The organism is Aureimonas sp. Leaf324 (assembly GCF_001423245.1).
Lineage (GTDB): Bacteria > Pseudomonadota > Alphaproteobacteria > Rhizobiales > Rhizobiaceae > Aureimonas.
In genome coordinates this window covers 708,176-734,787 of record NZ_LMOH01000012.1, presented here as the reverse complement: position 1 = coordinate 734,787, position 26,612 = coordinate 708,176, and the positions used below count along the sequence as shown (strand labels likewise).

27 protein-coding genes are annotated in these 26,612 nt (G+C 69.6%); 11 read left to right on the top strand and 16 right to left on the bottom strand.

The annotated features are described in order from the left end of the window. Positions 1–53 precede the first annotated feature (53 nt). From ASF65_RS11005 to ASF65_RS10985, 5 genes are read left to right on the top strand one after another with little or no spacing between them, the layout of a single operon-like run. Entirely contained in the window at positions 54–1,031 is a 978-nt protein-coding gene (locus ASF65_RS11005) for an ABC transporter permease (protein WP_055888797.1), read from the top strand. Then, a complete protein-coding gene (locus ASF65_RS11000) occupies positions 1,028–1,933 on the top strand; it encodes an ABC transporter permease (protein WP_055888795.1) in 906 nt (301 codons plus the stop codon). Before ASF65_RS11005 ends, ASF65_RS11000 begins: the two co-directional genes overlap by 4 nt. Continuing rightward, positions 1,930–2,901: an ABC transporter ATP-binding protein gene (locus ASF65_RS10995; protein WP_055888793.1), complete on the top strand. Its 972-nt coding sequence runs from the start codon at positions 1,930–1,932 to the stop codon at positions 2,899–2,901. Before ASF65_RS11000 ends, ASF65_RS10995 begins: the two co-directional genes overlap by 4 nt. After that, positions 2,898–3,911: an oligopeptide/dipeptide ABC transporter ATP-binding protein gene (locus tag ASF65_RS10990; RefSeq protein ID WP_055888791.1), complete on the top strand. Its 1,014-nt coding sequence runs from the start codon at positions 2,898–2,900 to the stop codon at positions 3,909–3,911. Before ASF65_RS10995 ends, ASF65_RS10990 begins: the two co-directional genes overlap by 4 nt. Further along, complete coding sequence (locus ASF65_RS10985) at positions 3,908–5,428, top strand: carboxypeptidase M32 (protein ID WP_055888790.1); 1,521 nt, start codon at positions 3,908–3,910, stop codon at positions 5,426–5,428. The genes ASF65_RS10990 and ASF65_RS10985 overlap by 4 nt, the downstream gene beginning before the upstream one ends. Before the next feature lie 57 nt (positions 5,429–5,485). Here ASF65_RS10985 and ASF65_RS10980 read toward each other — a convergent pair whose 3' ends face one another. Next, positions 5,486–6,028 (bottom strand): sterol desaturase family protein, encoded by a 543-nt coding sequence (locus tag ASF65_RS10980; RefSeq protein WP_055889143.1) that lies wholly within the window; start codon positions 6,026–6,028, stop codon positions 5,486–5,488. Positions 6,029–6,341: 313 nt separating this feature from the next. Here ASF65_RS10980 and ASF65_RS10975 point away from each other — a divergent pair, with 313 nt between their 5' ends. Further along, positions 6,342–7,145, top strand: a complete 804-nt coding sequence (locus tag ASF65_RS10975; RefSeq protein ID WP_082505400.1) for a fatty acid desaturase — start codon at positions 6,342–6,344, stop codon at positions 7,143–7,145. An 18-nt stretch (positions 7,146–7,163) separates the two neighbouring features. Here the strand turns inward: ASF65_RS10975 and ASF65_RS10970 are convergent, their stop codons facing one another. The 3 genes from ASF65_RS10970 to ASF65_RS10960 form a co-directional block, all read right to left on the bottom strand. Beyond that, positions 7,164–8,486, bottom strand: coding sequence for an AarF/ABC1/UbiB kinase family protein (locus ASF65_RS10970; protein ID WP_055888787.1), 1,323 nt, complete (start codon positions 8,484–8,486; stop codon positions 7,164–7,166). A 233-nt stretch (positions 8,487–8,719) separates the two neighbouring features. Continuing rightward, positions 8,720–9,769, bottom strand: coding sequence for a multiple monosaccharide ABC transporter substrate-binding protein (gene chvE / locus ASF65_RS10965; protein WP_244486631.1), 1,050 nt, complete (start codon positions 9,767–9,769; stop codon positions 8,720–8,722). 299 nt (positions 9,770–10,068) lie between these two features. After that, entirely contained in the window at positions 10,069–11,106 is a 1,038-nt protein-coding gene (locus tag ASF65_RS10960) for a LacI family DNA-binding transcriptional regulator (protein ID WP_055888783.1), read from the bottom strand. Between the two features lie 227 nt (positions 11,107–11,333). Here ASF65_RS10960 and ASF65_RS10955 point away from each other — a divergent pair, with 227 nt between their 5' ends. The 5 genes from ASF65_RS10955 (at position 11,334) to nhaA (ending at position 15,852) form a co-directional block, all read left to right on the top strand. Then, on the top strand, positions 11,334–12,425 hold the full coding sequence (locus ASF65_RS10955; RefSeq protein ID WP_055888781.1) for a radical SAM protein: 1,092 nt from the start codon (positions 11,334–11,336) through the stop codon (positions 12,423–12,425). Between the two features lie 68 nt (positions 12,426–12,493). Then, positions 12,494–13,630, top strand: coding sequence for an FAD-binding domain-containing protein (locus tag ASF65_RS10950; protein ID WP_055888779.1), 1,137 nt, complete (start codon positions 12,494–12,496; stop codon positions 13,628–13,630). Next, positions 13,627–13,989, top strand: coding sequence for a DUF393 domain-containing protein (locus ASF65_RS10945; RefSeq protein WP_055888777.1), 363 nt, complete (start codon positions 13,627–13,629; stop codon positions 13,987–13,989). Before ASF65_RS10950 ends, ASF65_RS10945 begins: the two co-directional genes overlap by 4 nt. After that, positions 13,986–14,480: a DUF427 domain-containing protein gene (locus ASF65_RS10940; RefSeq protein WP_055888776.1), complete on the top strand. Its 495-nt coding sequence runs from the start codon at positions 13,986–13,988 to the stop codon at positions 14,478–14,480. Before ASF65_RS10945 ends, ASF65_RS10940 begins: the two co-directional genes overlap by 4 nt. A 163-nt stretch (positions 14,481–14,643) precedes the next feature. Continuing rightward, positions 14,644–15,852, top strand: coding sequence for a Na+/H+ antiporter NhaA (gene nhaA, locus ASF65_RS10935; RefSeq protein WP_055888774.1), 1,209 nt, complete (start codon positions 14,644–14,646; stop codon positions 15,850–15,852). 6 nt (positions 15,853–15,858) lie between these two features. Here the strand turns inward: nhaA and ASF65_RS10930 are convergent, their stop codons facing one another. The 12 genes from ASF65_RS10930 to msuE form a co-directional block, all read right to left on the bottom strand. After that, complete coding sequence (locus tag ASF65_RS10930) at positions 15,859–16,551, bottom strand: MBL fold metallo-hydrolase (RefSeq protein WP_055888772.1); 693 nt, start codon at positions 16,549–16,551, stop codon at positions 15,859–15,861. Beyond that, positions 16,548–17,381, bottom strand: a complete 834-nt coding sequence (locus tag ASF65_RS10925) for a DUF1684 domain-containing protein (RefSeq protein WP_055888770.1) — start codon at positions 17,379–17,381, stop codon at positions 16,548–16,550. The genes ASF65_RS10930 and ASF65_RS10925 overlap by 4 nt, the downstream gene beginning before the upstream one ends. Before the next feature lie 96 nt (positions 17,382–17,477). Continuing rightward, entirely contained in the window at positions 17,478–17,951 is a 474-nt protein-coding gene (locus tag ASF65_RS10920) for a 6,7-dimethyl-8-ribityllumazine synthase (RefSeq protein ID WP_055888768.1), read from the bottom strand. Between the two features lie 43 nt (positions 17,952–17,994). Then, entirely contained in the window at positions 17,995–18,204 is a 210-nt protein-coding gene (locus tag ASF65_RS10915) for a dodecin (protein WP_055888766.1), read from the bottom strand. Between the two features lie 26 nt (positions 18,205–18,230). After that, positions 18,231–19,478, bottom strand: a complete 1,248-nt coding sequence (locus ASF65_RS10910) for an SfnB family sulfur acquisition oxidoreductase (protein WP_055888765.1) — start codon at positions 19,476–19,478, stop codon at positions 18,231–18,233. A 24-nt stretch (positions 19,479–19,502) separates the two neighbouring features. Further along, the gene (locus ASF65_RS10905; RefSeq protein WP_055888763.1) at positions 19,503–20,285 is read right to left on the bottom strand and encodes an ABC transporter ATP-binding protein; all 783 of its coding nucleotides are present in this window, start codon (positions 20,283–20,285) and stop codon (positions 19,503–19,505) included. Positions 20,286–20,345: 60 nt separating this feature from the next. Further along, the gene (locus ASF65_RS10900) at positions 20,346–21,713 is read right to left on the bottom strand and encodes an ABC transporter substrate-binding protein (RefSeq protein ID WP_055888761.1); all 1,368 of its coding nucleotides are present in this window, start codon (positions 21,711–21,713) and stop codon (positions 20,346–20,348) included. A gap of 73 nt (positions 21,714–21,786) precedes the next feature. Next, positions 21,787–22,836 carry a branched-chain amino acid ABC transporter permease gene (locus ASF65_RS10895; protein WP_055888760.1) on the bottom strand — a complete coding sequence of 350 codons (1,050 nt, stop codon included), beginning with the start codon at positions 22,834–22,836 and terminating at the stop codon, positions 21,787–21,789. Positions 22,837–22,839: 3 nt separating this feature from the next. Further along, entirely contained in the window at positions 22,840–23,739 is a 900-nt protein-coding gene (locus tag ASF65_RS10890) for a branched-chain amino acid ABC transporter permease (protein ID WP_055888759.1), read from the bottom strand. Continuing rightward, positions 23,739–24,527 (bottom strand): ABC transporter ATP-binding protein, encoded by a 789-nt coding sequence (locus ASF65_RS10885; RefSeq protein ID WP_244486630.1) that lies wholly within the window; start codon positions 24,525–24,527, stop codon positions 23,739–23,741. Before ASF65_RS10885 ends, ASF65_RS10890 begins: the two co-directional genes overlap by 1 nt. 144 nt (positions 24,528–24,671) lie before the next feature. Further along, entirely contained in the window at positions 24,672–25,778 is a 1,107-nt protein-coding gene (gene sfnG, locus ASF65_RS10880; RefSeq protein WP_055888755.1) for a dimethylsulfone monooxygenase SfnG, read from the bottom strand. A 28-nt stretch (positions 25,779–25,806) separates the two neighbouring features. Then, entirely contained in the window at positions 25,807–26,385 is a 579-nt protein-coding gene (gene msuE / locus ASF65_RS10875) for an FMN reductase (RefSeq protein WP_055888754.1), read from the bottom strand. Positions 26,386–26,612 lie beyond the last annotated feature (227 nt).

Sequence of the window (26,612 nt, the reverse complement as noted above, 5' to 3'; positions counted from 1 at the left end):
CCGCCGCCGACGGCGTGCGCGGGCCACGAATTTCCGATTGTTGAAGGATCGCGATGGCCGGCTTCGTCCTCCAGCGTCTGGCGCAGGCCATGATCGTCATCTTCGCGATGTCGATCATCGTGTTCCTCGGTGTCTACGCCATCGGCAACCCGATCGACGTCCTGATCGATCCGGGCGCCGACCAGGCGACGCGCGCCGCGCTGATCGCCCAGTACGGGCTCGACCTGCCGCTGTGGCGGCAATACGTGAACTTCCTCGGCGGGGTGGCGACGGGCGATCTCGGGCGGAGCCTGATCTACAACGTTCCCGTCGTCGATCTCATCTTCTCGCGCCTGCCGGCGACGCTCGAGCTCGTCCTCGTCTCCGTCGCGCTCGCGACGCTGATCGGCGTGCCGGCGGGCATCTATGCCGGCTACCGGCCGCAGTCGCCGGGCGCCAAGGCGATCATGGCCTTTTCGGTGTTGGGCTTCTCGGTCCCCACCTTCTGGATCGGCATGCTCCTGATCATGACCTTCGCGGTGGGGCTCGGCGTCCTGCCGTCCGGCGGGCGGGGCGAGGTCGGCTCGCTTCTCGGCCTGTCCACCTCGCTCGTCACGCGCGACGGCTGGAGCCATGTCATCCTGCCCGCGATCAACCTGTCGCTCTTCAACATGGGCCTGATGATCCGCCTGACGCGCGCGGGCATGGTGGAGGCGATGCGCGCCGACTACGTGCGCTTCGCCCGCGCGCAAGGCCTGTCCGAGGGCCGCATCGTCGGCTCCCACGTCCTCAAGAACATCTCGATCCCGCTCGTCACCGTGTTTGGCCTCGAACTCGGCTCGACGCTCGCCTTCGCGGTGGTCACCGAGAGCGTCTTCAACTGGCCGGGCGTCGGCAAGCTGATCATCGATTCCATCCTCCAGCTCGATCGGCCCGTCATGGTCGCCTACCTCGTGCTCGTCGTGATTCTCTTCGTGCTGATCAACTTCACCGTCGATCTCGTCTACGCGCGCCTCGACCCGCGCGTCCGGCTCGGAGGGAATTCCGAATGAGCCTTGCCATCGCCCCTCCGACCGAGACGCGCGGCGTCCGGCTGCGGCAGGTCTGGAGCGACTACCGCCGCTCGCCGCTGGCCGTCCTCGCGCTCGTCGTCATCGCGGTCCTCCTCGTCGCCTCCTTCGGTGCGCCCTGGCTGACGCCGCAGGACCCCTACGACATGGCCTCGCTCGACTGGGCGGACGCGTTCCTGATGCCCGGCGAAACGGGATCGGGCGGCTATGTCCACTGGCTCGGCACCGACAATGTCGGACGCGACATGCTGTCGGCGATCCTCTACGGCCTGCGCACGAGCTTCGTGATCGGCCTGACCGCCAATCTCCTGGCGCTCGCCTTCGGCGTCCTCGTCGGGCTGTCGGCGGCCTATTTCGGCGGCCGGTGGGAAGCGCTCCTGATGCGGATCGTGGACCTGCAGCTGTCGATGCCCGCGATCCTCCTGGCGCTGGTGCTGGTCGCCGTGCTCGGGCAGGGACTCGCCCAGATCGTCGCGGCGCTGGTGGTCGCGCAGTACGCCTACTTCGCCCGCACCACCCATGGCGCCGCGATCGCCGAGCGGCGCAAGGACTATATCGAGGCCGCCCGCTCGACCCCGCTGCCGGCGTCCCGCGTCCTCTTCCGCCATCTCCTTCCCAACGTCCTGCCGCCGCTGATCGTCGTGGCGAGCGTGCAGGTCGCCGGCGCCATCGCGCTCGAGGCGACCCTGTCCTTTCTCGGCGTCGGCCTGCCGCTCACCGAACCCTCGCTCGGCTCGCTGATCTCCAATGGCTTCAAGTACATTCATTCCGACCGCCATTGGCTGTCGATCTATCCGGGCGTCGCGCTGATGGTCGCCGTCGTCGCGATCAACCTCGTGGGTGACCGCGTGCGGCATCTTCTGGATCCGAGGGGTCGTCGATGAGCGCGCCCGCCCTCGACGTGCGCGGCCTCGTCACCCGCTTCGACACGCGTGCCGGCCCGCTGACCGCGGTGAACGGCGTCAGCTTCAGCGTCGAGCGCGGCCGCATCCTCGGGCTCGTCGGCGAATCCGGTTCCGGCAAGAGCGTCACCGGCTTCTCGATCCTCGGCCTGATCGACGAGCCGGGCGAGGTCGCGGCCGGCGAGGTGCGGGTCGAGGGCGTCGACATGCGCGCCCTTTCGCCGGCCGAGCAGCGCCGGATGCGCGGCCATCGCGTGGCGATGGTGTTCCAGGACCCGATGATGACGCTCAACCCCGTCCTGACGGTCGGCGACCAGATGCGCATGGCCGTGCGCGCGCATGCGAAGGTCTCGAAGGCGGAGGCGAGCGAGCGCGCGCGCCGGGCGCTGGAGGCGGTCGGCATCCCGTCGCCGGCGGAGCGCCTGCGCGCCTATCCCCACCAACTCTCGGGCGGCATGCGCCAGCGCGTGGCGATCGCCATCGCGCTCCTCCATCAGCCGGCCGTGATCATCGCCGACGAGCCGACCACCGCGCTCGACGTCTCGATCCAGGGGCAGATCCTCGCCGAGATCCGACGCCTCGCCGACGACACGGGGACGGCGGTGGTCTGGATCACTCACGACCTTGCCGTCGTCTCCAGCCTCGCCGACGACCTGTGCGTGATGTATGCGGGGCGGATCGTGGAACGCGGCCCGGCCGACGCCGTGATCGCCCGGCCGCGCCATCCCTACACGCGCGGGCTTCTCGATTCCGTGCCCGGCCAGCACGAACCCGGCAGCCGGCTCCCCCAGATCCCGGGCTCGACGCCCTCGCTCGCCCATCTTCCCGCCGGCTGCCCGTTCCAGCCCCGCTGCGCGCGCCGCACCGAGCGCTGCGTCGAGGAGCCGCCGCTGGTCACCCTCGGCACGCAGGCCGTCCTCTGCCACCATCCGCTGGAAGCTGCCGCATGAGCGAAGTCCTTCTGTCGCTGGAGGGCGTCTCCAAGCGCTTCGCGCGCCGCCCGGGCCTTGGCGAGCGCCTCGCTGGCGCCTTCCGGGGCGGCGCCAGACCGGTCGTCGTCCGGGCGGTCAATGAGGTCGACCTGTCCGTGCGCCGAGGCGAGGTGATCGGGATCGTCGGCGAGTCCGGCTGCGGGAAATCGACGCTCGGGCGCATGGTCTCCGGCATCACCGTGCCGAGCGACGGGCGCCTCGTCTTCGACGGCGGCCCGGTGGCCGCCGAGCGGCGCGGCCACGTGTCGAAGCTGACGACGCGGGTCCAGATGATCCATCAGGACCCCTTCGCCTCGCTCAACCCGCGTCGCACGGTTGGGCAAACGATCGGCGAGGGCCCGGCGGTGCATGGGCTCGTGACGGGGCGCGACACCGCGACCTACGTGCGCGGCCTCCTCTCGCAGGTGGGCCTCGACGCCGACTACGCGGATCGTCTGCCGCACCAGTTCTCGGGCGGGCAGCGCCAGCGCGTCGCGATCGCCCGCGCACTCGCCATGCGTCCCGATCTCCTCGTCCTCGACGAGCCGGTCGCCTCGCTCGACGTGTCGATCCAGGCGCAGGTGCTGAACCTCTTCCAGGACCTGCGCACGTCGCTGGGGCTCACCGCGCTCTTCGTCAGCCACGACCTCGGCGTCGTGCGCCATGTCAGCGACCGCGTGGCGATCATGTATCTCGGGCGCGTCGTGGAGATCGCTTCCGTCGGCGCGATCTACGACACGCCGCTGCATCCCTATACGCAGGCGCTCTTCGAGAGCGTGCCGCGCATCGGCGCCGGCCGCGCGCGGTTCCGGCCGATCCGGGGCGAGATCCCGTCGCCGATCGATCCGCCGCCGGGCTGCACCTTCCATCCGCGCTGCCCCCACGCCGGACCGCGCTGCCGGGTCGAGATCCCGAAGCTGAAGGAGGCGGCGCCGGGCCACCGAGCGGCCTGCCACCTCCATGACGGCGGCACGGGAGGAACGGCATGAGCCGCGCAGCGCAGGCCCTCGCCGAGGAGATCGGCGCCGTCAACGATATCCTGTGTGCCGTGGCGCTCCTCCAGTGGGACAACCGCACGATGATGCCGGCCGGCGGCGCGCAGACGCGCGGCAACCAGATCGCGACGCTGAAGGGCATCGCGCGCGAGCGCATCCTGTCGGACGCCACCCGGCGTGCGACGGACGATCTCCTCGCCGAGACCGAGGGGCGGGCGGACACCGACCTCGACCGGCGGGCGGCCCTGACGGTGCAGGCTGCGATCGATCATCACAGGCGGCTCGACGCCGCGTTGCTGCGCCGGCAGGCTGAACTCGGCCCCGTCGCGGGGGCGGCTTGGGCGACGGCGCGCGAGACCAGCGACTTTGCCGTCTTTCTGCCCTTCCTCGACGAGAGCGTCGCGCTGGCGCGCGAGAGCGCGGCGGCGATCGGCCATGACGGCCATCCCTACAGCGCGATGGTGGCGCTCTACGAGCCCGGCGAGACCGCCGCCTCCATCCGGCGCTTCTTCGCTACGCTGCGCGCCGGCATCCTTCCCATTCTCGACGAGGCGCGCGGGCGCGAGCGCGACGATGTCGTTCACCGGCGCTTTCCCGCCGAGGCGCAGCGCGCGCTCTGCCGGGACCTCGCCGAACTGACGGGTTACGACTTCGGGCGCGGTCGCCTCGACACGGCGGTGCACCCGTTCGAGATATCGTTCACGCGCAACGACGTGCGCATCACGACGCGCTACCGCGAGGAGTTCCTGCCTGGCGCCCTGTTCGGGGCGCTGCACGAGGCCGGCCACGGTCTCTACGAGCAGAACATCGCGGACGCGTTCACCCGCACGGTCTTCGCGACCGATCTGATCCTTCTCTATGCGGTCGGCGGCACGAGTTTCGGCGCGCACGAGTCGCAGTCCCGCCTGTGGGAGAACCACGTCGGGCGTTCGCTGGCGTTCTGGCAAAAGAACATGGGTCGGCTGCGCGCGCATGTCCCCGGCCGGCTCGACGACGTGTCGCCGGAGCGCTTCACGTGCGCCGTCAACCATGTGGAGCCCGGTTTCATCCGCGTCGAGGCGGACGAGCTCACCTACGATCTCCACATCATGCTGCGGACGGAAATCGAGGCAGCGCTGCTCGACGGCTCGCTCGCGCCACGCGACGTTCCCAGCGCCTGGAACGAGGCGGTGCGCCGCGATCTCGGCCTCGAGGTGCCCGACGATCGGTGGGGCTGCCTGCAGGACGTTCACTGGTCGTCCGGCTATTTCGGCTCATTCCCGACCTACACGGTTGGAAACGCGATGGCCGCCCAGCTGATGGAAGCGCTCAAGGCGCGCGACGCAGGGCTCGATGCGAGCCTTGCCGAGGGTGACTACGATCGGCTGCGCGCGCATCTGACCGATGCCGTCTGCCGCCACGGTCGCTCGCGCACGCGCGACGAACTCCTGCGGGATGCGACGGGAGAGGCGCTGTCGGCCGAGCCGTACCTGCGATACCTCCGGGCGAAGTTCTCCGGCGCGACCGCCTGAGACGGCGCTGGTTGTCCCGACAGAAGCGGCGAGGGGCAGCGGCCCGTCGGCGGCGCCTCAGTCGCGCACGGGGGCGTGCGCCGCCCCTTGCGCGACCACCGAGCGCTCGATCCGCTCGCGGTCGAGCACGCCCGAGCGGCGAAGTTCCGCCTTCAGCTTGTCGATCGGCGGCGCGTAGAGGAACCCGAACGAGACGCAGTGGTCGCGGCCCTCGACCGCATGGTGCAGGCGGTGCGCCTGCACGAGGCGCTTGGCGTAGCCGCGGTGCGGCACGTAGTGGAACGGCCAGCGCTGATGCACCAGCCCGTCATGGGCGACGAAGTAGAGCAGGCCGTAGATCGTGATCCCCCAGCCGATGGCGAGGAGGATCGGCGACAGGTAATGCCCGACGAAGAACAGGGCGACCGCGAAGACGCTGAAGACGACCGCGTAGAGGTCGTTCTTCTCGAACAGCCCTTCGGTCTCCTCGTGGTGCGATTTGTGCCAGCCCCAGCCGCTGCGCCCGTGCATGACGTATTTGTGGGCGCCCCAGGCGAACCCCTCCATCGCGACGACGGTCACCAGGGCGATCAGGGCATACAAGAGGATGTCGAGGGTCATGGCCGTTTCGCTGGTGAGGTCCCACATGTCTGTCGATGCCGAACGGGGCTAGGGTATGGCAAGGGACCGCGCCGCTGCCAAGCATTTCCCGATCGCGCCCTATCGCCACAGGAGGCGGCGCGGCAACGGCGCGGATCCGTGGCTGCGGCTCGCAGCGTCGTGATCGCAGCGCCCGGGCCGTAGGAAATCGGCTTCCCTCCCGCGCCGTCCAGTGGCAGGACGCGGGAGCCGATGCCCCGGAAACAGCCGCATTCGGCCGGCATGGTGTCGCATGGCGCTGTTCGGGCGGGGCGAGCGAGGTAGGTTGAGCGTGATGCACGAAGACACCGCCCTGACCGAGATGAACGCGATCGCCCGGCGCGCCCCGGCCGCGTCCGCGCGCCCGGCGCTTCGCCCGTTCCAGGCCGCGATCGGACTGACCCTTGCGGCCGTGATCCTCGTTGCCTGGCTGACCATCCATTTCGGCGCAGTGTTTTTTCTGAAGCTCGACTGGGCAACCGCGCCGCTCGTCCCGCTGATCGTCGCCCTGCAGTGCTGGCTCACCGTCGGCCTCTTCATCGTGGCGCACGATGCCATGCATGGCTCGCTGGTTCCGGGATGGCCACGGCTGAACGCGGCGATCGGCACGTTCATCCTGACGATCTATGCGGGCTTCGCCTGGGCGCGCATCCGCGCCGCCCACATGGCCCATCACGACGCGCCGGGCACGATCGACGACCCCGACTTCTTCGCGGACGAGCCCGACCGCTTCTGGCCGTGGTTCCGCACCTTCTTCATGCGCTACTTCGGCCGACGGTCGATCCTCTTCGTCAGCACCGTCGTGACGCTCTACATCGTCGTCTTCGGGGCGTCGGTCGCCAACGTCGTCCTGTTCTACGGCATGCCCTCGCTCCTGTCGTCGATCCAGCTCTTCTACTTCGGGACGTTCCGCCCGCATCGCCACGAGGAGAGCGGCTTCGTGGACGGCCACAACGCGCGCTCCAACGAGTTCGGCTACCTCGCCTCGCTCCTGTCCTGCTTCCACTTCGGCTATCACCACGAGCACCACGACCAGCCTTGGGTGCCCTGGTGGGCGCTGCCCTCGCAGTGGCGGCGCAAGCAGGAGGCCGTGCTCTAGGGCGTGTCGGCCGGCCTGTCAGAGATAGGCCGACACCATCGAGCGAACGTCGACCCTCGCTTCGAGGCGTGCCGCGAGCAGCGCCATGCCGCTGACCTTGCGCTGGACGAAGAGCGTGTCGGTCGGCGGGATGTGCCAGGTCGCCCGGTCGCTCGCCATCACGGTCGCATGCTCGCGGATGATCGGGACGAGACGTCGGTCCGCGAAGTCGAACGGCCCCGCGCGCGAGGCTTCCGTCACGATGAGGTCGATGATGCGGTCGACGAGATCCGCGTGGCGCTGCACCGCCGCCTCGCCGAGGAAGCCGGCCTCGACCGCGGCGCGCTTCACCGCCGCGCGATCCCCGGACAGTCCTGCGGCCAGAAGCCTGCGGTAGGCCTCGGACGTCTCGGCCGTGACCGGGCGCACGGCACCGAAATCGAGAAGCACGATCCGGCCGGTCTCCGGCTGGTAGCGGAAATTGGCGAAATTCGGATCGGTCTGCATCCGCCCGAAGCGGAAGAGTTCGTCGAGCGTCAGGCCGATGAGGCGGGCGGCGATACGATTGAGCTCCTCCTGCGAGCGTCCCGCGGTCGTCTCGATCGGCACGCCTTCGATGAACGACATGGCCAGCACGTTGTCGGTCGTGAAGTCGGCGGCGACGGTCGGCACGATGAAGGCGTCGCTGCCGTCCAGAAGGCGGCCGTAGGCCTCCATCTCAGCGCCCTCCCGCCGGTAGTCGGTTTCCTCGTGCAACTGCGCCTTCGCCTCGGCGAGAAGGGCGGTGATGTCGAGTTGCGGCGGCAGGAGGCCGGAGACGCGCAGAAGCGTCGCGACGTTGTCGACGTCCGCGTCGATGCTGCCGCGCACGCCGGGATACTGGACCTTGATCGCCAGATCGCGGCCGTCGAGCGTGCGCGCGCGATGCACCTGTCCGATCGAGGCGGCGGCGATCGGACGGTCGTCGAAGCGCTCGAAGCGGATGCGCCACTCGCGACCCCACTCGGCGGTCAGCACCCGCTCGAGCTGGACGCGCGGCATCGGGTCGGCCTCGGCGCGCAGCCGCGCCATGATCTCGGAGAGTTCCGGCGGCAGCGTGTCGCCCGCATCCAGCGAGATCATCTGGCCGAGCTTCATGGCCGCGCCGCGAAGGTGCGACAGGCGGTCGGCGACGCGCACGAGATTGCCGGGCGTCAGCAGCATGTCGCCGACCCTCGGACGCTGGCCGTCCGCGAGGCGCCTGGCCCCTTCGGCGAGCATGCCGCCGGCGATCCCGCCCGCCAGCCGCCCGAACTGTCCGAGCCGCGACAGACGACCGCTCGGCACCGACCGGCCCTTCGAACCGTTGTCCCACCCGCTCATCGCTTCCTCATCCTGCACTGTCCGATCGAGCCCGGCGCGCCGCGAGGCGAACGATCGCTGCGGCCACGTCGGATCGTCGGTTCCGTCATCGCAGGGGAGATGGGGACGCCTCGGCCAAAGTCGCGCCCCGCGCCGTGCGGCCAATCGCTCGCAGGACCCCGAAATAAGGGGGGCGGTCGCAAGGACGCCCGCCGACAGGATCGACGGGCGTCCTCTTGCTCTGTGCGTGTGGCTTACTTCAGCTGGTCGGCCGTGTAGTAGCCGCTCTCGACGATCGTCTTCTGGATGTCGTCCTTGGTCACGAGCACCGGCGTCAGGAGGTTGGCGGGCACCACCTTCACCCCGTTCTCGTAGGTCTTGGTGTCGTTGACGACCGGCTCCTTGCCCTGGCCGATCGCGTCGATCATGTCGACGGTGACCTTGGCGAGGTCGCGGGTGTCCTTGAAGACGGTGGAGTACTGCTCGCCCGCCAGGATCGCCTTCACCGACGGCAGGTCGGCGTCCTGGCCGGAGATCACCGGCATCGGCTTGCCGCTGCCGCCGTAGCCGTTGGCGGTGAGCGCCGAGATGATGCCGATCGCGAGGCTGTCGTTGGGCGACAGGACGGCGTCGATCTGCTTGCTGCCGTAATAGGACGACAGGAGGTTCTCCATGCGGGCCTGGGCGACCGCCGGATCCCAGCGCAGGGTACCGATCTTGTCCATGCCCATCTCGCCCGACGTCACCACCAGCTTGCCGCTGTCGATGTAGGGCTGCAGCACGCTCATCGCGCCGTTGTAGAAGAAGAAGGCGTTGTTGTCGTCCGGCGAGCCGCCGAAGAGCTCGATGGCATAGGGGCCCTTGCCGCCCTTCAGGTCGAGCTTGTCGGCGATCGAGGTCGCCTGCAGGACGCCGACCTTGAAGTTGTCGAAGGTGGTGTAATAGTCGACGTTCGGCGAGTTGCGGATCAGGCGGTCGTAGGCGATGACCTTGATGCCCTTGTCGTGCGCCTGCTGCAGCACGTCCGTCAGCGTCGTGCCGTCGATCGAGGCGATCACCAGCGACTGGACGCCGGCGGCCACCATGTTCTCGAGCTGGCTGATCTGCGTCGGGATGTCGTCCTCGGCATACTGCAGGTCGGTCTTGTAGCCGCGCTCCTGCAGCTGCTTGACGATGTTGTCGCCGTCCTGGATCCAGCGCTGCGAGGACTTCGTCGGCATCAGGACGCCGACGGTGCCCTTGTCCTGCGCCGACGCACCGAGCGTCGCGAGGCCGAGCCCGAGCATGGTCGCGGCCAGAAGCATGGTTCTGCGGTTCATCGTGTGTCTCCCGTGTTGGGTGCCGATGCCGGATCCCGCGATCCGTCCTCCCCCGGCAACCCTGTTCCGTCGTCTTGAAGTCCGGCTCCCCGGCCAGGGCCGCGTCGGCGACGTCTTGGATGTGCATCGCTGCGAGCATCGCGACCGGACCTCCATCCGGTGCCTCGCGAGCCCGCCTTCCCGCATCCGGGCGGCAGCGCCGCCACCGTTCCCGCCGTCTTGAGCTACGTACCTCAAATCTCCTCGACTTGGGTAACCCAACTGACGGCAGGTGGCAACACGGCCTATGGCAGGTTGTCGGGGAAGAGGACCTCGATGCGGATGCGCTCCTGGTTCTCGTTGAGCGCGGTGCCGGTCAGCGCCGCCATCAGGCTGCGCACGGCCGAGCGCGCCTCGTGCCCCGGATCCTGCACGATGAGGGCGTCGAGGATGCCCGCCTCGAGGAGGGGGCGCGTCTCCGCGGTCAGTTCATGGCCGATCACGACGGGCGCGATCCCCGCCGCCCGGATCGCCGCGGCGACGCCCGACGAACCGGCCCCCGCGTTGTAGATCGCACAAGGGTTTGCGCCCGCCGCCAGCGCATCGTGGACGACCGCGCGCGTCCGATCGATGTCGTCGGCGCCTTCGAGGACGGCCGAGACGCTCATGCCGGGAAAGCCTTCTCGGAGGGCCGCGCGGAAGCCTTCCAGCCGGTCGCGATGGTCGCGCAGGTTCTGCGAGCCCAGAACCACGAGGACCTGTCCCGTAGGATCGGCGGCGAACCGCCCGATGATCGTCGCCGCAACACGCCCGGCCGCCCGGTTGTCGATGCCGACATAGCGATGGCGCTTCGATCCCGGCACATCCGACACCAGCGTGACCACCGGCACGCCGCCGGCGACGGCCGCGTCGATGGCCTCGGCGACGCGGGGGTCGTCGAGCCCCATCGTGATCACGGCGTCGGCCTCGTGCGCGGCCCTCGCCAGCGCGTCCACCAGGATGGCGGGCGAGAAACGGTCGACCTCGTCGAGTTCAAGCGTCAGGCGGCGCTGTCCCTCGGCGCGGCAGGCTTCGCTCAGGTCCTCGGCGAGCCCGGCGACGAACGGATTGGCAAAGCGCGGCAGGATCGCGGTCACGTGGAAGCCCGAGCGCCGGGCGAGGGCCGCCGCACCGGCATGGCGCTCGAACCCGAGCTCGCGGACCGCCGCCTCGACGCGCTCGATCGTCGCCGCGCGCACGCCCGGCCGCCGGTTCACGACCCGGTCGGCGGTGGCAAGACTCACCGCGGCCCGCCGGGCGACATCGCGAAGCGTCGGGGCACCGGCCCGCCCGTGATCGTCCATGAACCTCCCCCGCAACCTCACGCCCGTGTCGCCGGGCGGCGCACGGGGTTTCCCAGCTCCCCGGCGCGTCCTGCAGCATTGCCGCAAGCGGGGCAGATTAGACGTCGGGCCCCACCATCGCCACAACGATCAGCGCGGTCCCCGACATTCCGATCGACCGTTGTCGCCGTGCGCGATCGGCCGCAGCGGACGCGATGAACGCGCGGCGCCCCGGCGCGTTGGTGGGGATGCTGCACGATCCGCGCCCCTCGCGGCGTTCCACCCCGATCTGGCGTCCGAGACGGGTTCTCGTCACGGCCTCGGCTCTGGCGCATCGCCACGGCCGATCGATCGCCGAGCGGGCGGAGGCCATAGGGATCGCCGTCGAGCGGCTTCGCTCCGACCGTCTCCCCGTCGATCGCGGCGAGGACGCGCGCAAGGCCTATGCCCGGGCGAAGTCGACGCTCGCGGTCGTCGTCGCGCCGCCCTCGAAGCTTCGCCTCCAGCCGATCGCGCCGAGCGCCGACTGGCGGGTCGATCTGGCGGAAGGCTGCCCCGCCCATTGCAGCTACTGCTATCTCGCCGGCTCGCTGAAGGGGCCTCCGATCACGCGCGTCTATGCCAATCTCGACGAGATCGTCGCGGCGCTGCCGGCTTATCTCGGGCAGGGCGCGGTGACGTCGCGCAGTGCGGAGCGCGCCGCCGAGGGCACGACGTTCGAGGCGTCCTGCTACACCGATCCGCTGGCGATCGAGCCGGTCACGGGGTCGCTGTCCGCGCTCATCTCGTCGTTCGGGCGCTGGGAGGCGCCCGTCCAGCTGCGCTTCACCACCAAGTTCGCCTCCGTCGATCCGCTGCTCGACCTCGACCATCGCGGCCGCACGCGCATGCGCGCCTCGTTGAACCCGGCCGCCTTCGCGCGGTTCGAGGGCGGCACCAGCCGCGTCGCGGAGCGCCTTCAGGCGCTGCGACGCATGGCCGAGGCCGGCTATCCGATCGGGCTCACGATCGCGCCGATCATCGCCGCCGACGGATGGCAGGACGCCTATGGCGGTCTGATCGGCGACATCGCCGCCGTGCTCGGCGACCTTCCGGCGACGGCCGATCCGACCGTGGAACTCATCACCCATCGCTACACGCCGGGATCAAAGGCGGTGCTCGACAGCTGGTATCCGGGGTCCGACCTCGACATGAGCGGCGCCCACCGGCGCGAGAAGCGGACGCGCTTCGGCGCCGTGAAGCAGGTCTACGACGCGCCGACCATGGGCGCCCTGAAACGCTTCTTCGAGACCGAGATCGCCGCACGTCTTCCCGCGATGCGGATCCTCTACTGGACCTGAAAAGGGGAGTGGGCATCGGCGCATCGGTCGCATCGACGGCGCGGCGTGGATTGCCATCTAGCGGCGGCATGAACGCACCGACCCTTCTCACCCGGCCGGCCGGCCTCGAACGCCTCGACGCCTTCCTGCGCGAGGATGCACCAAGCTACGCCGCGATGCGCAACACCGACCGCGGTCCCGATGCCCAGCCGACGACCTCGGCCCTGTCGCCCTTCCTCCGCCGGCGGCTGCTGGACGAGCGGGAGGTGGTCGCGGCAGCGCGCTCCGCGCTCGGCGAGCGGGGTGCCGAGAAGTTCGTCTCCGAGGTGTTCTGGCGAACCTACTTCAAGGGCTATCTCGAGACGCATCCCGGCATCTGGAGCGATTGTCTGGCGCTCGCGCGGGCCGGGCAGGAGCGGCTCGACGCGGAAGCCGGTCTGCGACGGGCCCACGCGGCCGCCATCGAGGGGCGCACGGGCATCGACTGCTTCGACGCCTGGGCGCGCGAGCTCGTCGAGACGAACTGGCTGCACAACCACACGCGCATGTGGTTCGCCTCGATCTGGATCTTCACGCTCCGCCTGCCCTGGGCGCTCGGGGCGGACTTCTTCATGCGCCATCTCCTCGACGGCGATCCGGCGAGCAACACTCTCTCTTGGCGCTGGGTGGCCGGGCTCCACACGCGCGGCAAGCACTATGTCGCGCGGGCCGAGAACATCCGCCGCTACACCGACGGGCGGTTCGAGGCCAAGGGGCTCGACGAGAATCCGGCGTCGCTCGAAGAGGACCGCACACCCGCGGAGGTACCCTTGCCGGCGGCCGACAAGGCGCCTGCGGGCGAGGTCGCGCTGCTTCTCCACCTCGACGATCTGACGCCTGAGACGCTTCCCCTCGGCCGCGTCGGGCGGGTGGCCGGACTCCTCGCGCATGGCGACGGCGCGGCCGATCCGGTGAGGGCGGCCGATCGCGTGGCGCTGGAGGACGGCCTTCAGCGGGCTGCGGCCCGGTTCGACTGTCCGGTGGTCGCGCTGGACGACGGCTGGGCCGGTGGCCTGCCGGTCGTCACCCCGTGGGCGCCCGTCGGGCCGAGCGCCGCCGCGCTGCCGGCGGACTGCCTGCGCATCCGGCGCCGCTGGGACGAGGCGGCCTGGCCGCACGCGACGCGCGGCTACTCCCGGCTGCGCTCGGCGATCCCCGACGTCCTCGACGCCTGCGAGGTGCGATGAGCGAACTCACGGTCTGGCACGACGGCTCGTGCCCTCTGTGCCGGCGCGAGATCGCGCTGATGCGGCGTCTCGACCGGCGCGGTGCGATCCGCTTCGTCGACGCCGCAGCCGGCGAGGGGGCCGACTGTCCGATCGACCGGGCCGAGCTTCTCGCCCGCTTCCATGCGCGCGAGGACGGGCGCATCCTCAGCGGCGCGGCAGCCTTCGCTGCCATGTGGCGCGCCATTCCTGCCTTGCGTCCGCTCGGGCTCGTGTTCCGCAGCCGCCCGGCGTTGGCGGTGCTGGAGGTGCTGTACCGGGGCTTCCTGCGCGTGCGCCCGCGCCTTCAGCGACTGGCCTTGCGATGGGAGAGATCATGAGACCGACACCCGACCCGACCCGCGACGGCCAGGAAAGCGTCTGGGACTATCCGCGCCCCGCGATCGCGGAACGGTGCAGCGCCCACGTCGTCATCGAGCACAGGGGCCGGCGCATCGCCGACAGCCGCCGCACCGTGCGCACGCTCGAGACCAGCCATCCGCCGACCTACTACATCCCGGTCGAGGACATCGCGCCCGGCATCCTTCGCCGTGGCGCCGGGCGGTCCATCTGCGAATGGAAGGGCGCCGCGACCTACTGGGACGTGGTCGTCGACGGGGAGGTGCTCGCCTCGGTTGGCTGGAGCTACGCGGCGCCGACGCCGGCCTTCGAGGTGCTACGCGATCACGTCGCCTTCTATGCGCGGCCCTTCGACCGATGTCTCGTCGACGGCGAGACGGTGACGCCGCAACCCGGACCCTTCTACGGCGGCTGGATCACCTCGAAGGTCGCCGGCCCGTTCAAGGGCGGTCCGGGCACGATGGGCTGGTAGCGCGTCGCCCGAGCCGATTTCCGGCCGATCACCACCGGTTTTGCTGGCCACGGCCGGCAAACCGACCTATCTTGGCGGTCAGAGGCGTGTGCTGCGTGCGCCCTGGGCTTCCCAAAACCGACGGAGAACTGGATCAACCTTTCGCAAGAAGGATCGCAGAGCCATGTCCTCTCCGCCCGTCGCCGACAGCCGCAGCCTTCGCCCGTCCGGTCTCCTACGCCGCTTTATGGGCAGCGAGGCTGCGGGCGGCCTCGTCCTGATGGCCGCCGCGGCGCTGGCGCTGATCATTGCGAACTCGCCTGCCGCTCCCGCCTATTTCGAGGCCCTGCACGTATATGTTGGAGGGCTTTCGGTCCTCCACTGGATCAACGACGCGCTGATGGCCGTGTTCTTCCTGCTGGTCGGACTCGAGATCAAGCGCGAGGTCGTCGGCGGGCAGTTGTCGACCTGGCAGGCGCGCGCGCTTCCGGGTCTCGCCGCGCTCGGCGGCATGGCTGCGCCCGCCCTCATCTATGTCGCCTTCAACGCCGCGTCCCCGCAGAGCATCGGCGGATGGGCCATTCCCGCCGCGACCGACATCGCCTTCGCGCTCGGCGTCCTGTCGCTCCTCGGCAAGCGCGTGCCGCTTTCGCTCAAAGTGTTCCTGACGGCTCTCGCCATCATCGACGATCTTGGCGCCGTCCTCATCATCGCCTTCTTCTACACCGCCGATCTCAACATCGCGGCGCTCGCCGGCGCGGCGGTCGTCGTCGCGGTCCTCGTCGGCCTGAACCGGGCCGGGGTGACGCGTCTTCTGCCGTATCTCGCGCTCGGCGCGGTGCTTTGGGGGCTCGTCTTCCTGTCGGGCATCCACGCGACGCTTGCCGGCGTCATCCTGGCGCTGACCATTCCGCTCGTCGTCGAGACGCCGGGGCTGCAGGAGTACGAGCCGCCGCTCCTGAAGCTGGAGCACGCCATCCAGCCATGGGTCGCTTTCGCGATCGTCCCGATCTTCGGCTTCGCCAATGCGGGCGTCTCGTTCGCGGGTTTCAGCCCCTCGGCGCTTCTCGATCCGGTGCCGCTCGGCGTCGCGGCGGGCCTCTTCCTCGGCAAGCAGATCGGCGTGTTCGGGCTCGTCGCCCTGGCGGTCAAGGCGCGCTGGGCGAGCCTGCCGGAGCGGGCGACCTGGGTTCAGGTCTACGGCGTTTCGCTCCTGTGCGGCATCGGCTTCACGATGAGCCTCTTCATCGGCCTTCTCGCCTTTCCGACCGATCCGCTGCTGCAGGACGAGGTGAAGCTCGGCGTGCTTCTGGGGTCGGTCGCCTCGGGGATCGCCGGTGCCGTCGTCCTGTCGCTGGCCCGATCCCGGATGCCCCAGGCGGACACCGCCTGACGCGCGTCAGCGAGACTGCTCGAGAACGAAGACCGGCGGCGCCTCCGCGTGCAGCATGTCGCGGGTCAGGTCCATGCTGCTGGACCCCACGCGGTGCACGCGATCGCTTGGGAAGCGATCGAGGAAGCGCTCCACCGGCTCGATCGCAAGCACGCCCTTGGCGCTGTAGTAGTGCATGGGGATGATCGCGCCGGGACGGATGCGCTCGATCGCACGGTCGAGATCGTCGAGCGCGATCGTCGCATGCTCGCCGGTCAGCGCGAACAGGAGATCGACCTTGCCGGCCAGCGCCTCGAGATGCTCGTCCGCCACCGGGTTGCCGATGTCGCCCATGTGGAGGACCCGGATGCCGCCGAGCTCGAAGAGGTAGAGCGCGTTGGCATCGGGATCGCGGTTGAATTCCTTCCGGAAGTCGAAGGTCAGGCTTTCGTAGGCCGGGAACGAGCGCACGGCGAGCCCCTTCACCACCGCGCCCTCCGGCGGCAGTTCCAGCGCGTTGACCACCGCCGGGTTTCCAAGGACATGGCTTGGATCGGAATGGAAGCGGTCGGTCGCCGAACTCATCAGGACGATGTCGGCCGGCTCGTCGATGCGGTCGAAGCCGCTGTTGCCGGGCGCCGGCGTATAGGGGTCGGTGACGACCGCAAGGCCGTCCGCTTCCAGCCGGAAGCTCGCATGGGCGTAGAAGGTGATCTTCATCGGTCGTCTTCCGTTGCGTATCCCGCTTTCGGCGCGGTTCCGTGCGCCGCCGGGGCGTGCTCGCCGGCCTCGATGCGGATCGGCAGGACGTTGCCGGGCGGGGGCAGCGGGCAGACCGCGAAGTCGGTGAAGGCGCAAGGCGGGCTGACGGCGTGGTTGAAGTCGAGGACGATGGTGTCGTCCGCGACGTCCTCGCCGAACAGGAAGCGCGCGGCGGGATAGGTCTCGCTGGTCCTGGCCGTCGCGTCGCGGAAGACGAACTGCGGGCGCTCGGGCGTGCCGTGCGTGGCCAGAAGCTCATATCGCTCGCCCTCCCGCTCGAACACAGCACGGTGCGTCGCCTCGACCTCGGTGCGGATGCTGCGGCTCGTGTCGATCTCGACCGAATGCGGCGCGTCGAGCCGCTCCCACCGGGCGACGATCCGCCAGGACGGATCGTAGGCAAACGCCGTCAGACGGGGCAGGCGCTCACCCTCGATCGGCGTCGTGTCGCGCACGCGAAGCGCGTTCTCGCCGTTCAGCGTCGTGACCTCGAGAAGGAGGTTGCCGCTCGAAAAGCGCGGCGGCGCCGACTTCGACAGGGCGAGGCGCTGCTCCTGAGCGTCTCCCGTGGCTTGGAAGCGCACGCCCGTGTCGTCCTGCGTCAGCGTGCCGACCTCGGCGGGGCCGGCCGGCAGCACGATGTCGTTGTCCGGCGCGGCTCCGATGCGGAACGTGCCGTTCTCCAAGGGATAGCGGCCGACGATGTTGAGCCAGCCGTCGGGCCGCGCCAGATCGGCGAGCCGCCGCTCGCGCCAAGCGGCAAATTCGGTCGCGGCGGGATCGCTCATCGGGTTGGTCCTCGAAAGGTTGGCGGCCTCGTTGCCGGACCGGATGTAGCGATGCCGGGCGTCCGTGCAACCGGCCGGGCGCCCGGCCGCGAGCGTCTAGCGGCCGACCTCGCGCAAGGGGGCGACGTCGCGCGGCGAGGCGGCGAGCCGCCGACGCTGCGCGACGATCGCGAGTGCCGCCCGCGCCGCCTCGCGGCCCTTCTCGACGAAATGCGCCTGGAAGATGCCGCGGTGGTGGTCGGTTTCCTGGTAGTGATGCGGCGTCAGCGAGACCGACAGCACCGGCACGCCGGTGTCGAGCCCCGCGCGCATCAGCCCGTCGACGACCGCCTGCGCCACGAAGTCGTGGCGATAGATGCCGCCATCGACGACGAGCGCGGCGGCCGCGACCGCGTCGTAGCGGCCGGTCGCGGCGAGATCGCGCGCCATCAGCGGCAGTTCGAAGGCGCCGGGCACGTCGAAGACGTCGACCTGGGTGGACGGGATGATCTCGGTGAAGCCGAGAAGCGCACGGTCGACGATGTCGGCGTGCCACTGCGCCTTGACGAAGGCGAAGCGGGATTCGGGCATGGAACGCTCCGTTGGATGGCTGTGACGGCGGGCCTTGGCGCCGTCAGCTCTCGAGGGTGAAACCGATCTTCAGCGTCACCTGATAATGGGCGACCTTTCCGTCCTCGACATGGCCGCGGGTCTCGACGACCTCGAACCAGCGGATGTGCCGCAGCGACCGCGAGGCGTCGCCGATCGCGTTCGAGATCGCATCCTCGATCGAGACCGGCGAGGAGCCGACCACTTCGACGAGCTTATAGCTGTGTTCCGACATGGGACAATCCTTCGAAAGGGAGGCGATCAGCTCCAGGCGTGGAGCGGCGGGTTGACGCCGTTGAGGGCGTGCTGGCCGACGATCGCGTATTTCCAGCGCACCGGGTCGTGCAGCGTGTGGGTGCGGGCATTGCGCCAGTGGCGGTCGAGGCCGTGCTCGGCGAGCGTCGAGCGCGTGCCGGCGAGCTCGAACAGCTTGTTGGTGGCCTCGATCGCAATCTCGGTCGACAGGATCTTGGCCTCGGCCGTCGCGATTTGCGCCGCCGCGACGCTCTCGGCGGTCGGGTTTGCCACCGCGCGGTCCACCGCGTGGCCGGCCAGGTCCTGCAGCGCCTGCGCGGCGTGGAGGCGCACGGTCAGCGAGCCGACGGCCTGGATCGTATAGGGATCGTCGGAGGCCCGCTCCAGGCCGGAATCGATCCAGGCGCGCGACTTCGTGCGCACGAAGTCGATCGTGTCCTCGATCGCGGCACGCGCGATGCCGGTGTCCACGGCGACCTGGATGATCTGGAAGATCGCGCCGTCGGCCGTCGGCACCTCGTAGCCCTTGTAGCCCGGCACGAGATGGGTCTTCGGCACCTTCACCACGTCGAGGATGACGGTGCCCGACAGGGTGGTGCGCTGGCCGAAGGCGGACCAGTCGTCGATCACGGTGAGGCCCTCGGCGTTGCGGTCGGCGATGGCGTACCAGGCGCGACCCTCCTCATCGAGCGCCACGATCGGCACGAGATGGGCAAGGAGGGCGCCGCTCGAATAGAACTTGCGACCCGTCACGACCACGTGGTCGCCGGCATCGACGAACCGCGTCTCGAAGTCGGCCGCGCGCTTGGAGCCGAACTCGGAGAAGGCATTGCCGAAGCGCACGCCCTTCAGGACCTCGGAGAAGAGAAGCGCCTTCTGCGCCTCGTCGGAGACGGTGCGGATCGCGGCCACGACGCCGAGATGGTTCTGCGTGATCTGGCCGATCGACGGATCGGCGGCCGAGACGATCTCGATCACCTTGGCGAGCGTCGCGTAGGAGACCTCGGGGCCGCCGAAGGCTTTGGGCACGTTGATCGACCAGAGGCCGGACTGCGAATAGGCGTCGAGTTCCTCGACCGGCCAGATGCGCTCGGCATCGCGCCGGGCGGCGCCGGGGCGGATGCGCTCGGCGATCGCGTGGGCGACCGCGATGGCCTCCGCGTCGTCCCCGATGATGTGGGCGGGCGCGGTCGGGCGCGGCACGCCCGGAACGGCTTGTCCGGCGGCTTCGATCTTCTGTCCGGCGATCGTCATGGATCGGCTCCTTGTCGTCAAAAATCAGGGATGGGGTGCGGTGGCCGGGGCGGCGGACCCGAGGCCGAGATAGAAGGCGCGGATGTCGTCGCGGGCGCGAAGCTCGGCGGCGGTGCCCGCGAGGACGGATGCGCCGTGCTCGATGACGACCGCACGATCGGCATGGCGGAGCGCGACCGCCGAGTTCTGCTCCGCGACGAGGATCGACAGTCCGTCGCGGCGGTTGAGTTCGGTGAGCGCGGCGAAGATCGTCTCGACGACCTTGGGCGCCAGACCCATCGACGGCTCGTCGAGGACAAGGAGGCGGGGGCGCCCCATCAGGGCGCGGCCGATCGCCACCATCTGCTGCTCGCCGCCCGACACGAGCCCGGCGGCGAGCCGACGCTTCTCGGCAAGGCGCGGGAAGGTCGCATAGACGCGGGCGAGATCCTCGGCCGTCTGGCTCCGCGAGGACCCGCGGCCGATCGCGCCGGTCACGAGGTTCTCCTCGACGGTGAGCGACTTGAAGCAGTGGCGCCCCTCCAGCACCGGCACGAGCCCGCGTCGCACGAGATCGCCCGGCGAGAGCGACGCGGTGTCCTCGCCCTCGAAGAGGATGCGCCCGTCCGTCAGCCGCCCGCGCTCGGCCTTGAGGAGGCGCGAGACCGCCTTCAGGATGGTCGACTTTCCGGCCCCGTTCGAGCCGAGGATCGCGACGATCTCGCCATGTCCGACAGCGAGCGAGACGCCGGAGAGGGCGAGGATCGACGCGTCGTAGACGGCGTGGAGCGCCTCGAGCGCGAGGATCGGCGGTGCGGCAGCGGACATGCGGGCCTCCGGTGGTTCGAAAGAGGGGGAGCCGCGGGCGGCGCGGCTCCCCGCGGCGCCTTACTGCGCGGCCGCCTGCTTGCCGCTCGCCACGGTCTCGGCGTCGGCGGCGGTGCGCAGGGTGATGCCCTTCTCGGCGGCATAGGCTTCGGCGGACTTCTCGATGATCGGGCGAAGCAGCGCCCAATCCGGCGCGATCCAGTCGGAGACGACGTTCCACCTGGCGCCGTCCCACTGCTGGAAGGTCACGTAGCCGTCGCCCTCGTGGTTGTCCCAGGTGACGTTGATCGAGTGGAAGAGGTCTTTGGCGCCCAGCGCCTCGACGCGGGCGGGATCGAGCTGCAGGTGCTCGAAGCCCCAGCGTACCTCGTCGCCCGTCAGCGTGCGCTGGCCGAACTTCTCTTGAGCGATGCGGATGGCCTCGACGTTGAGGATGCCGTTCACGATGCCGAGGTTGTGGTAGACCGAGCCGATGCGCTCCTTGTCGGCGAGGTTGCCTTCGCCCTTGTCGTAGAGCGTGCGCACGATCTCCTGCACCACGGGATAGCTGTTGCCCGAGGCCTGCGTGGTGATCGCGGTGTAGCCCTTAGCGGCGTCGCCCGCCGGCTTCACGTCCTCCTCCGAGTTCGACCAGACGTTGCCGACGATGTGGTCGACCGGGAAGCCGGTCTTCTGCGCGGTCTTCAGCGCCACCGGGTTCATCACGCCCCAGCCGCGCAGGACGACGTAGTCGGGCTTGGCGCGCCGGATCGTCAGCCACTGCGCCTGCTGCTCGTTGCCGGGGTGAGGCACCTCGATCTGCGTCAGCGTGAAGCCGTATTTCTCGGCGAGCAGCTCGTAGATCGGGATCGTCTCCTTGCCGTAGGGCGAGCCGTGATAGAGGACGGCGATCTTCTTGCCCTTCAGCTTGTCGAGCCCGCCCTCCTTGGAGGCGATGTAGTTCACGATGCCCGACGTCTCGCTGTAGGGGTTGAGGAGAAGCGGGAACACGTAGGGGAACACGCGGCCGTCGGTGCTGTCCGTGCGGCCGTGGTTGATGGTGACGAGCGGCACCTTGTCCTGCGTGATCCGGTCGATCATCGCGTAGGCGATGCCGACCGAGAGCGGGTTCCAGGCGGCGATGTTCGGCTCGTTCTTCAGGCGCTCGTAGACCTCGACGCCCTTCTCCACCTCGTACTGCGTCTCGCCCTCCGACCAGGTGAGCTTGACGCCGTTCACGCCGCCGTCGCGCGTGTTGATGAGATTGAGGTAGTCGATGAAGCCGCCGAAGAAGCCGGTGCCGCCGGCGGCATAGGGGCCGACGCGATAGCTCTGGAGCGGGAAATTCTGCTCGTCGGCGCGCGCATGGCTGGGAACGGCGAGGCCGACCGCGGAAAGGGCGAGCGCGGTGGCGAGGGCCGCGGTGCGCAGGCGTTTGAGGCTTGTCATGGGGCAGACTCCAGCTGTGGTCCGAAGCGACACCGCTCCGGCTCCGTTGTTGTTCGGGTTTGTCGGTGGGGCGTCAGGCGGACGGGCGCTGGCGCCGTGTCAGGCGGTCGAGGAGAGCGGCGAGGCCGTTCGGCTCGAGGATCAGGAAGGCGATGATGAGCGCCCCGAGGATCATCCGCTGCGTCATCTCCAGCGCGCCGCTGTCGAAGACGCCGCCGAAGAGGGCCTGGCCGGCGCGCGACAGGAGAAGCGGGAAGACGACGATGAGCGCCGCCCCGAGGAAGGCGCCGCGAAGGGTCGCGAGCCCGCCGATGATGACGATGAAGAGGATCTGGAACGATCGGTCGAGGTTGAAACCGTGCGGCTCCACGGTGCGCAGGTAGGCGAAGGCCCAGAGCGCGCCGGCGACGCCGATCACGAAGGACGACAGGGCGAAGGCGAGGAGCTTGGTGCGCAGCACCGGCACGCCGATAATGCGGGCCGCCGTCTCGTCGTCGCGCACGGCGATGAAATCGCGACCGATGGCCGAGTTAACCAACCGCCACGCGACGGCAGTCAGGCCGGCGACGAGCGTCAGGGCGAAGAGGTAGCGCTCGACGGGCGAGGCGAACGTGTATCCGGCGACCCGCAGCGCCGGCGCGTCGATGACGCCGGATGGGCTGTCGTTGGAGAACCAGCCGAATTTCGTCAGCGCCCAGGCGACGAAGAACTGCGCGGCGAGCGTCGAGACCGCGAGATAGAACCCGCGCAGGCGTAGGCTCGGCAGGCCGAAGACGAGGCCGACGGCCGCGGCGGCAAGGCCGCCGAGCAAGATCGAGGCGAGGATGGGCAGGCCGGGGACCCGCAGGTCGACGTTGAACGCGGCGAACGCGCCGACCGCCATGAAGGCCGCCGAGCCGAGCGAGAGCTGCCCGGCATATCCGGTCAGGAGGTTCAGCCCGAGCGCGGCGAGGCTGAGCGCCAGGAACGGGGTGAGGAGGGCGTCGAAGAGATAGTCGGTGCCGACGAACGGCAGGACGCCGTAGGCGATGGCGAGGGCGGCGAGCGGAAGGAGGGGGACCTGCAGGCGGGGTCGGACCGCGGGCTGGCCGATCGAGGCGCTAGCTGGGGCGATGGTGGACATGGGTCAATACCTCTCCACCACCGGTTTGCCGAAGAGGCCGCCGGGACGAACCAGAAGGAAGGCGAGGGCGACGAAATAGGCGAACCAGCTTTCGATGCCGCCGCCGAAATATTCGCCGAGATAGACCTCCGCGAGCTTCTCGCCGGCGCCGATCAGGAGGCCGCCGACGATCGCGCCGAGGATCGAGTCGAAGCCGCCCAGGACGAGGACGGGCAGGGCCTTCAGCACCACCAGCGACAGCGAGAACTGGACGCCGAGGCGCGCGCCCCAGAGAAGCCCCGCGACGAGGGCGACGACGCCCGCCGCCGTCCATACGCTCGCCCAGATCACGGGCAGCTTCAGCCCGACCGCGAGCGCGGCGTAGGTGTCGTCGGCCACGGCCCGGAAGCCGAGCCCGACGCGGGTCCATCGAAAGAAGGCGATGAGGGCGGCGACCAGTGTCGCGGCCGTCGCGGCGGCGAAGAGATCGAACTGCGAGACGAAGACGCCGCCGACATCGAAGGGCAGGTCCTCGATCCCGAGGTCGAGGGCGTGGACCTGCGTGCCCCAGAGGAGCTGCGCGGCACCCTCGATCACGTAGGACAGGCCGAGCGTCGCCATGAACAGGGTGATCGGCGGTCGGTTGGTGAGCGGTCGCAGGACCGTGCGCTCGATCGCAAGTCCGAGAAGCGCCATCACGAGGAGCGTGGCGACGAGCGAGAGGGCGAAGGGCACGCCGCGCTCCACCAGGCTGACAAAGGTCAGCGCCGAGAAGAGGAGCATCGCCCCTTGCGCGAAGTTCAGGACGCCGGACGTCTTGTAGATCAGGACGAAGCCGATCGCGACGAGGGCGTACATGACGCCGGACAGGAGCCCGCCGACGAGCACTTCGGTGAAGAACAGCCAGTCGAAGCCGTCGGTCATCACGCGGCCTCCGCGTGGACGGTGCCGAGATAGGCGTCGATGACCGCGGGATCGGTCGAGACGGCGTCTGGCGTGCCGTCGGCGATCTTGCGCCCGTAATCGAGAACCGCGACGCGATCGGACAGGCTCATGACGATGCCGACGTCGTGCTCAATGAGGACGATCGTGCAGCCGAGGCGGGCATGGGCCGACCGGATGTCGGCGGCTATCTCGGCCTTCTCCGTCGCGGTCATGCCGGCCATCGGCTCATCGAGGATCAGGACCTTCGGCCGCGCGACGAGCGCGCGGGCAAGCTCGATCCGCTTCTGGAGGCCGTAGGGCAGGGCGCCGGCCGGCCGATCGGCGATCGCGCCGAGCCGCAGCTCCGTCAGCACCTCGTCGACCGCCCACGCCACGGCGCGCGCGTCGCGGCGCGAGCCGGGCGTCCCGAGGACGTTGCCGAGCCAGGTGGCGCGGCGGCGATGCGCGAGCCCGGTGGCGACGTTGTCGCGCACCGACAGGCCGCGAAACAGCGCAAGGTTCTGGAAGGTCCGCGCGACCCCGAGATGCGCCAGGCGGCCGGCCGGCACGCGGGCGAATCTCGCGCCGCCGATCGCGATCTCGCCGCGGTCGGGCCGGTAGAGGCCGCTGAGGACGTTGACGAGCGAGCTCTTGCCGGCGCCGTTCGGGCCGATGATCGCGCGGATCTCGCCGGGACGCACGGCAAGGTCGATGCCCGACAGGGCGCTGACGCCGCCGAACGACAGTGAAATGCCGGACAGGGCGAGCGCCGCGCCGCCGCGCTCCATGAGTGCGGCCTGAGGTTCGGCCCGCGCGCCGGACTGGTCGGACGGCGCAGGCAAGCCCTGCGCGGCGTCCAGAAGGAAAGCCGTCATCTCGGTGGTCCTGACGATGGGAGGGAGACGGCCGCCCTCGCGGCGGCCGGTGGGGGGCTATTCGGCCGCGATGGCCCGGGCCTCGCCCGCAGCCTCGAGCTCGCGCACCAGCGGGATCACGGTGCGGCCGAAGTATTCGACCTCTTCCTTGAAGTGGAGGAAGCCGAGGAGGATCAGGTCGGCGCCCGCCCGCTTGAGAGCCACGATGCGCTCGGCGACCTGGAGCGGCGTGCCGATCAGGTTGGAGCGGAAGCCGTCATTGTACTGGACGAGATCAGCAAAGGTGGACTTCGCCCAGTTGCCTTCGCCCTCGGGCGAGGCCTTGCCGGCGTTCTTCACCTCGTGGCCGAAGGCGTGGACGGCGTCCGGGTTCGCCTTGGCGACGATCTCGTCGCGCACCGCCAGCGCTTCTTCCTCGGTGTCGCGCACGATCGCGAAGGCGTTGATGCCGACCTTCACCGACCGGCCGTTCTCGGCGGCCTTGGCCCGGATATCCTCGACCTGCGCAGCGAGCCCTTCCGGCGTGTTGCCGTTGGTGAAGTACCAGTCCGACACGCGCGCGGCCATGTCGCGCGCGGCGCGCGACGAGCCGCCCTGGAAGATTTCCGGCTGCGGATCGACGGGTTTCGGCTTCAGCGAATAATCGTTGAAGCGGTAGAAGTCGCCGCGGAGGGTGAAGGCGTCCTCGGTCCAGATTCCCCGCAGAGCGCGGATGAACTCTTCCGACCGGCGGTAGCGCTCGTCGTGGTCGAGCCAGTGCTCGCCGATCGCATGGAACTCGCCACGGAACCAGCCGGACACGATGTTCACGGCGACGCGTCCGCCGGTGAGGATGTTGATCGTCGAGATCTGCTTGGCCGCCAGCGCCGGGTTCCAGGGGCCGGGAAGGATGGCCGCGATGACCTTGAGGCGCGTAGTGTGCGCCAGGAGATGGTGGCTGAACGAGACGCTCTCGTGCTGCTCGTCGGCGCCGTAGCCGGCCGTGAAGCGGATTTGGCTGAGGGCGTAGTCGAAGCCCGCGGCCTCGGCGACCTGCGCCAGCTCGACGTTGTATTGCGGGTCGTGGCTAGTGCGCTGCTCGATGTTCGAGATCACGAGGCCGCCGGACACGTTCGGCACCCAGTAGGCGAACTTCGTGGGCTGGTTGTCGACGGAATGGCTCATGTCGGTTCTCCCTGGCGGAACGGTTGGATCAGCCGCCGATGGCGATCGGGGCGGGATGGGTGGTCGAAACGCGACGCTGCGCCTCGATCAACTGAGCGGCCTCGCGCGCGGCGCGCTCGACGCGCGCGGCGATGGCGGGGTCGGTGAGCGCGAAGTTCTCGAAGTCTGCCTCGGTGGCGTAGAGCGTCGTCGGCAGCGTCAGCGCGCCGAAGAAGGAAAGGAGCGGGCGAAGCTGGTGCTCGGTCACGAGGCCATGCAGCGTGCTGCCGCCCGTCGCGGCGAGGACGACCGGCCGAGCCGAGAGGGCCCGGTGATCGACGAGATCGAAGAGGTGCTTGAGAGCGCCGGTATAGGAGGCCCGATAGACCGGTGTGCCGACGACCAGCGCATCGGCGGTCTCGATCCGGTTGATCAGGTCCTGCCCGATCTCGCCGAGCGCATCGCGCTCCAGCGCCGAGAGGAGGTGGGGCGCGGCGTCGACGAGTTCGATCACCTCGCCCGTTCCGCCGAGAGGACCGGCGATGCGACGGGTCAGCTGCGCCACCAGCGTCGTGGTGCGCGACGGGCGGCGGACGCTGCCGGAGATGCCGAGAATGCGGACGGTCATGAGCGGAACCCCTCAGGTCGCTGGATGCCTGAAAGCTTACGCGGCTATTATCTACTTCACAGGTAGATTTTATTCATTTCGATGGCCGGGACGCAAATTTCGGGCAGTCGATCGGACGCTCGGGAGCACGAAGCGGGTCGGTCGATGTTGCGGATCGAGGGTCGCACCGTTCTCGTCCGACATTAGAGCCGCAGGCGTCGAGTTCGCGCGTATGTGCGCGGTTTCCG

Coding starts and splice junctions, on each gene's coding strand:
- ASF65_RS10980 (WP_055889143.1), bottom strand. CDS start 6,028: ATGACCCTCGACATCCTCTTGTATGCCCTGATCGCCCTGGTGACCGTC.
- ASF65_RS10920 (WP_055888768.1), bottom strand. CDS start 17,951: ATGCCCGAATCCCGCTTCGCCTTCGTCAAGGCGCAGTGGCACGCCGAC.
- ASF65_RS10945 (WP_055888777.1), top strand. CDS start 13,627: ATGAGCGAACTCACGGTCTGGCACGACGGCTCGTGCCCTCTGTGCCGG.
- chvE (WP_244486631.1), bottom strand. CDS start 9,769: ATGCTTCTGGCCGCGACCATGCTCGGGCTCGGCCTCGCGACGCTCGGT.
- ASF65_RS11000 (WP_055888795.1), top strand. CDS start 1,028: ATGAGCCTTGCCATCGCCCCTCCGACCGAGACGCGCGGCGTCCGGCTG.
- ASF65_RS10940 (WP_055888776.1), top strand. CDS start 13,986: ATGAGACCGACACCCGACCCGACCCGCGACGGCCAGGAAAGCGTCTGG.
- ASF65_RS11005 (WP_055888797.1), top strand. CDS start 54: ATGGCCGGCTTCGTCCTCCAGCGTCTGGCGCAGGCCATGATCGTCATC.
- ASF65_RS10960 (WP_055888783.1), bottom strand. CDS start 11,106: ATGGACGATCACGGGCGGGCCGGTGCCCCGACGCTTCGCGATGTCGCC.
- ASF65_RS10985 (WP_055888790.1), top strand. CDS start 3,908: ATGAGCCGCGCAGCGCAGGCCCTCGCCGAGGAGATCGGCGCCGTCAAC.
- ASF65_RS10895 (WP_055888760.1), bottom strand. CDS start 22,836: ATGTCCACCATCGCCCCAGCTAGCGCCTCGATCGGCCAGCCCGCGGTC.
- ASF65_RS10890 (WP_055888759.1), bottom strand. CDS start 23,739: ATGACCGACGGCTTCGACTGGCTGTTCTTCACCGAAGTGCTCGTCGGC.
- ASF65_RS10905 (WP_055888763.1), bottom strand. CDS start 20,285: ATGTCCGCTGCCGCACCGCCGATCCTCGCGCTCGAGGCGCTCCACGCC.
- ASF65_RS10990 (WP_055888791.1), top strand. CDS start 2,898: ATGAGCGAAGTCCTTCTGTCGCTGGAGGGCGTCTCCAAGCGCTTCGCG.
- ASF65_RS10915 (WP_055888766.1), bottom strand. CDS start 18,204: ATGTCGGAACACAGCTATAAGCTCGTCGAAGTGGTCGGCTCCTCGCCG.
- ASF65_RS10930 (WP_055888772.1), bottom strand. CDS start 16,551: ATGAAGATCACCTTCTACGCCCATGCGAGCTTCCGGCTGGAAGCGGAC.
- ASF65_RS10910 (WP_055888765.1), bottom strand. CDS start 19,478: ATGACGATCGCCGGACAGAAGATCGAAGCCGCCGGACAAGCCGTTCCG.
- nhaA (WP_055888774.1), top strand. CDS start 14,644: ATGTCCTCTCCGCCCGTCGCCGACAGCCGCAGCCTTCGCCCGTCCGGT.
- ASF65_RS10925 (WP_055888770.1), bottom strand. CDS start 17,381: ATGAGCGATCCCGCCGCGACCGAATTTGCCGCTTGGCGCGAGCGGCGG.
- ASF65_RS10970 (WP_055888787.1), bottom strand. CDS start 8,486: ATGAGCGGGTGGGACAACGGTTCGAAGGGCCGGTCGGTGCCGAGCGGT.
- ASF65_RS10995 (WP_055888793.1), top strand. CDS start 1,930: ATGAGCGCGCCCGCCCTCGACGTGCGCGGCCTCGTCACCCGCTTCGAC.
- ASF65_RS10950 (WP_055888779.1), top strand. CDS start 12,494: ATGAACGCACCGACCCTTCTCACCCGGCCGGCCGGCCTCGAACGCCTC.
- sfnG (WP_055888755.1), bottom strand. CDS start 25,778: ATGAGCCATTCCGTCGACAACCAGCCCACGAAGTTCGCCTACTGGGTG.
- ASF65_RS10900 (WP_055888761.1), bottom strand. CDS start 21,713: ATGACAAGCCTCAAACGCCTGCGCACCGCGGCCCTCGCCACCGCGCTC.
- msuE (WP_055888754.1), bottom strand. CDS start 26,385: ATGACCGTCCGCATTCTCGGCATCTCCGGCAGCGTCCGCCGCCCGTCG.
- ASF65_RS10975 (WP_082505400.1), top strand. CDS start 6,342: ATGCACGAAGACACCGCCCTGACCGAGATGAACGCGATCGCCCGGCGC.
- ASF65_RS10955 (WP_055888781.1), top strand. CDS start 11,334: ATGCTGCACGATCCGCGCCCCTCGCGGCGTTCCACCCCGATCTGGCGT.
- ASF65_RS10885 (WP_244486630.1), bottom strand. CDS start 24,527: ATGGAGCGCGGCGGCGCGGCGCTCGCCCTGTCCGGCATTTCACTGTCG.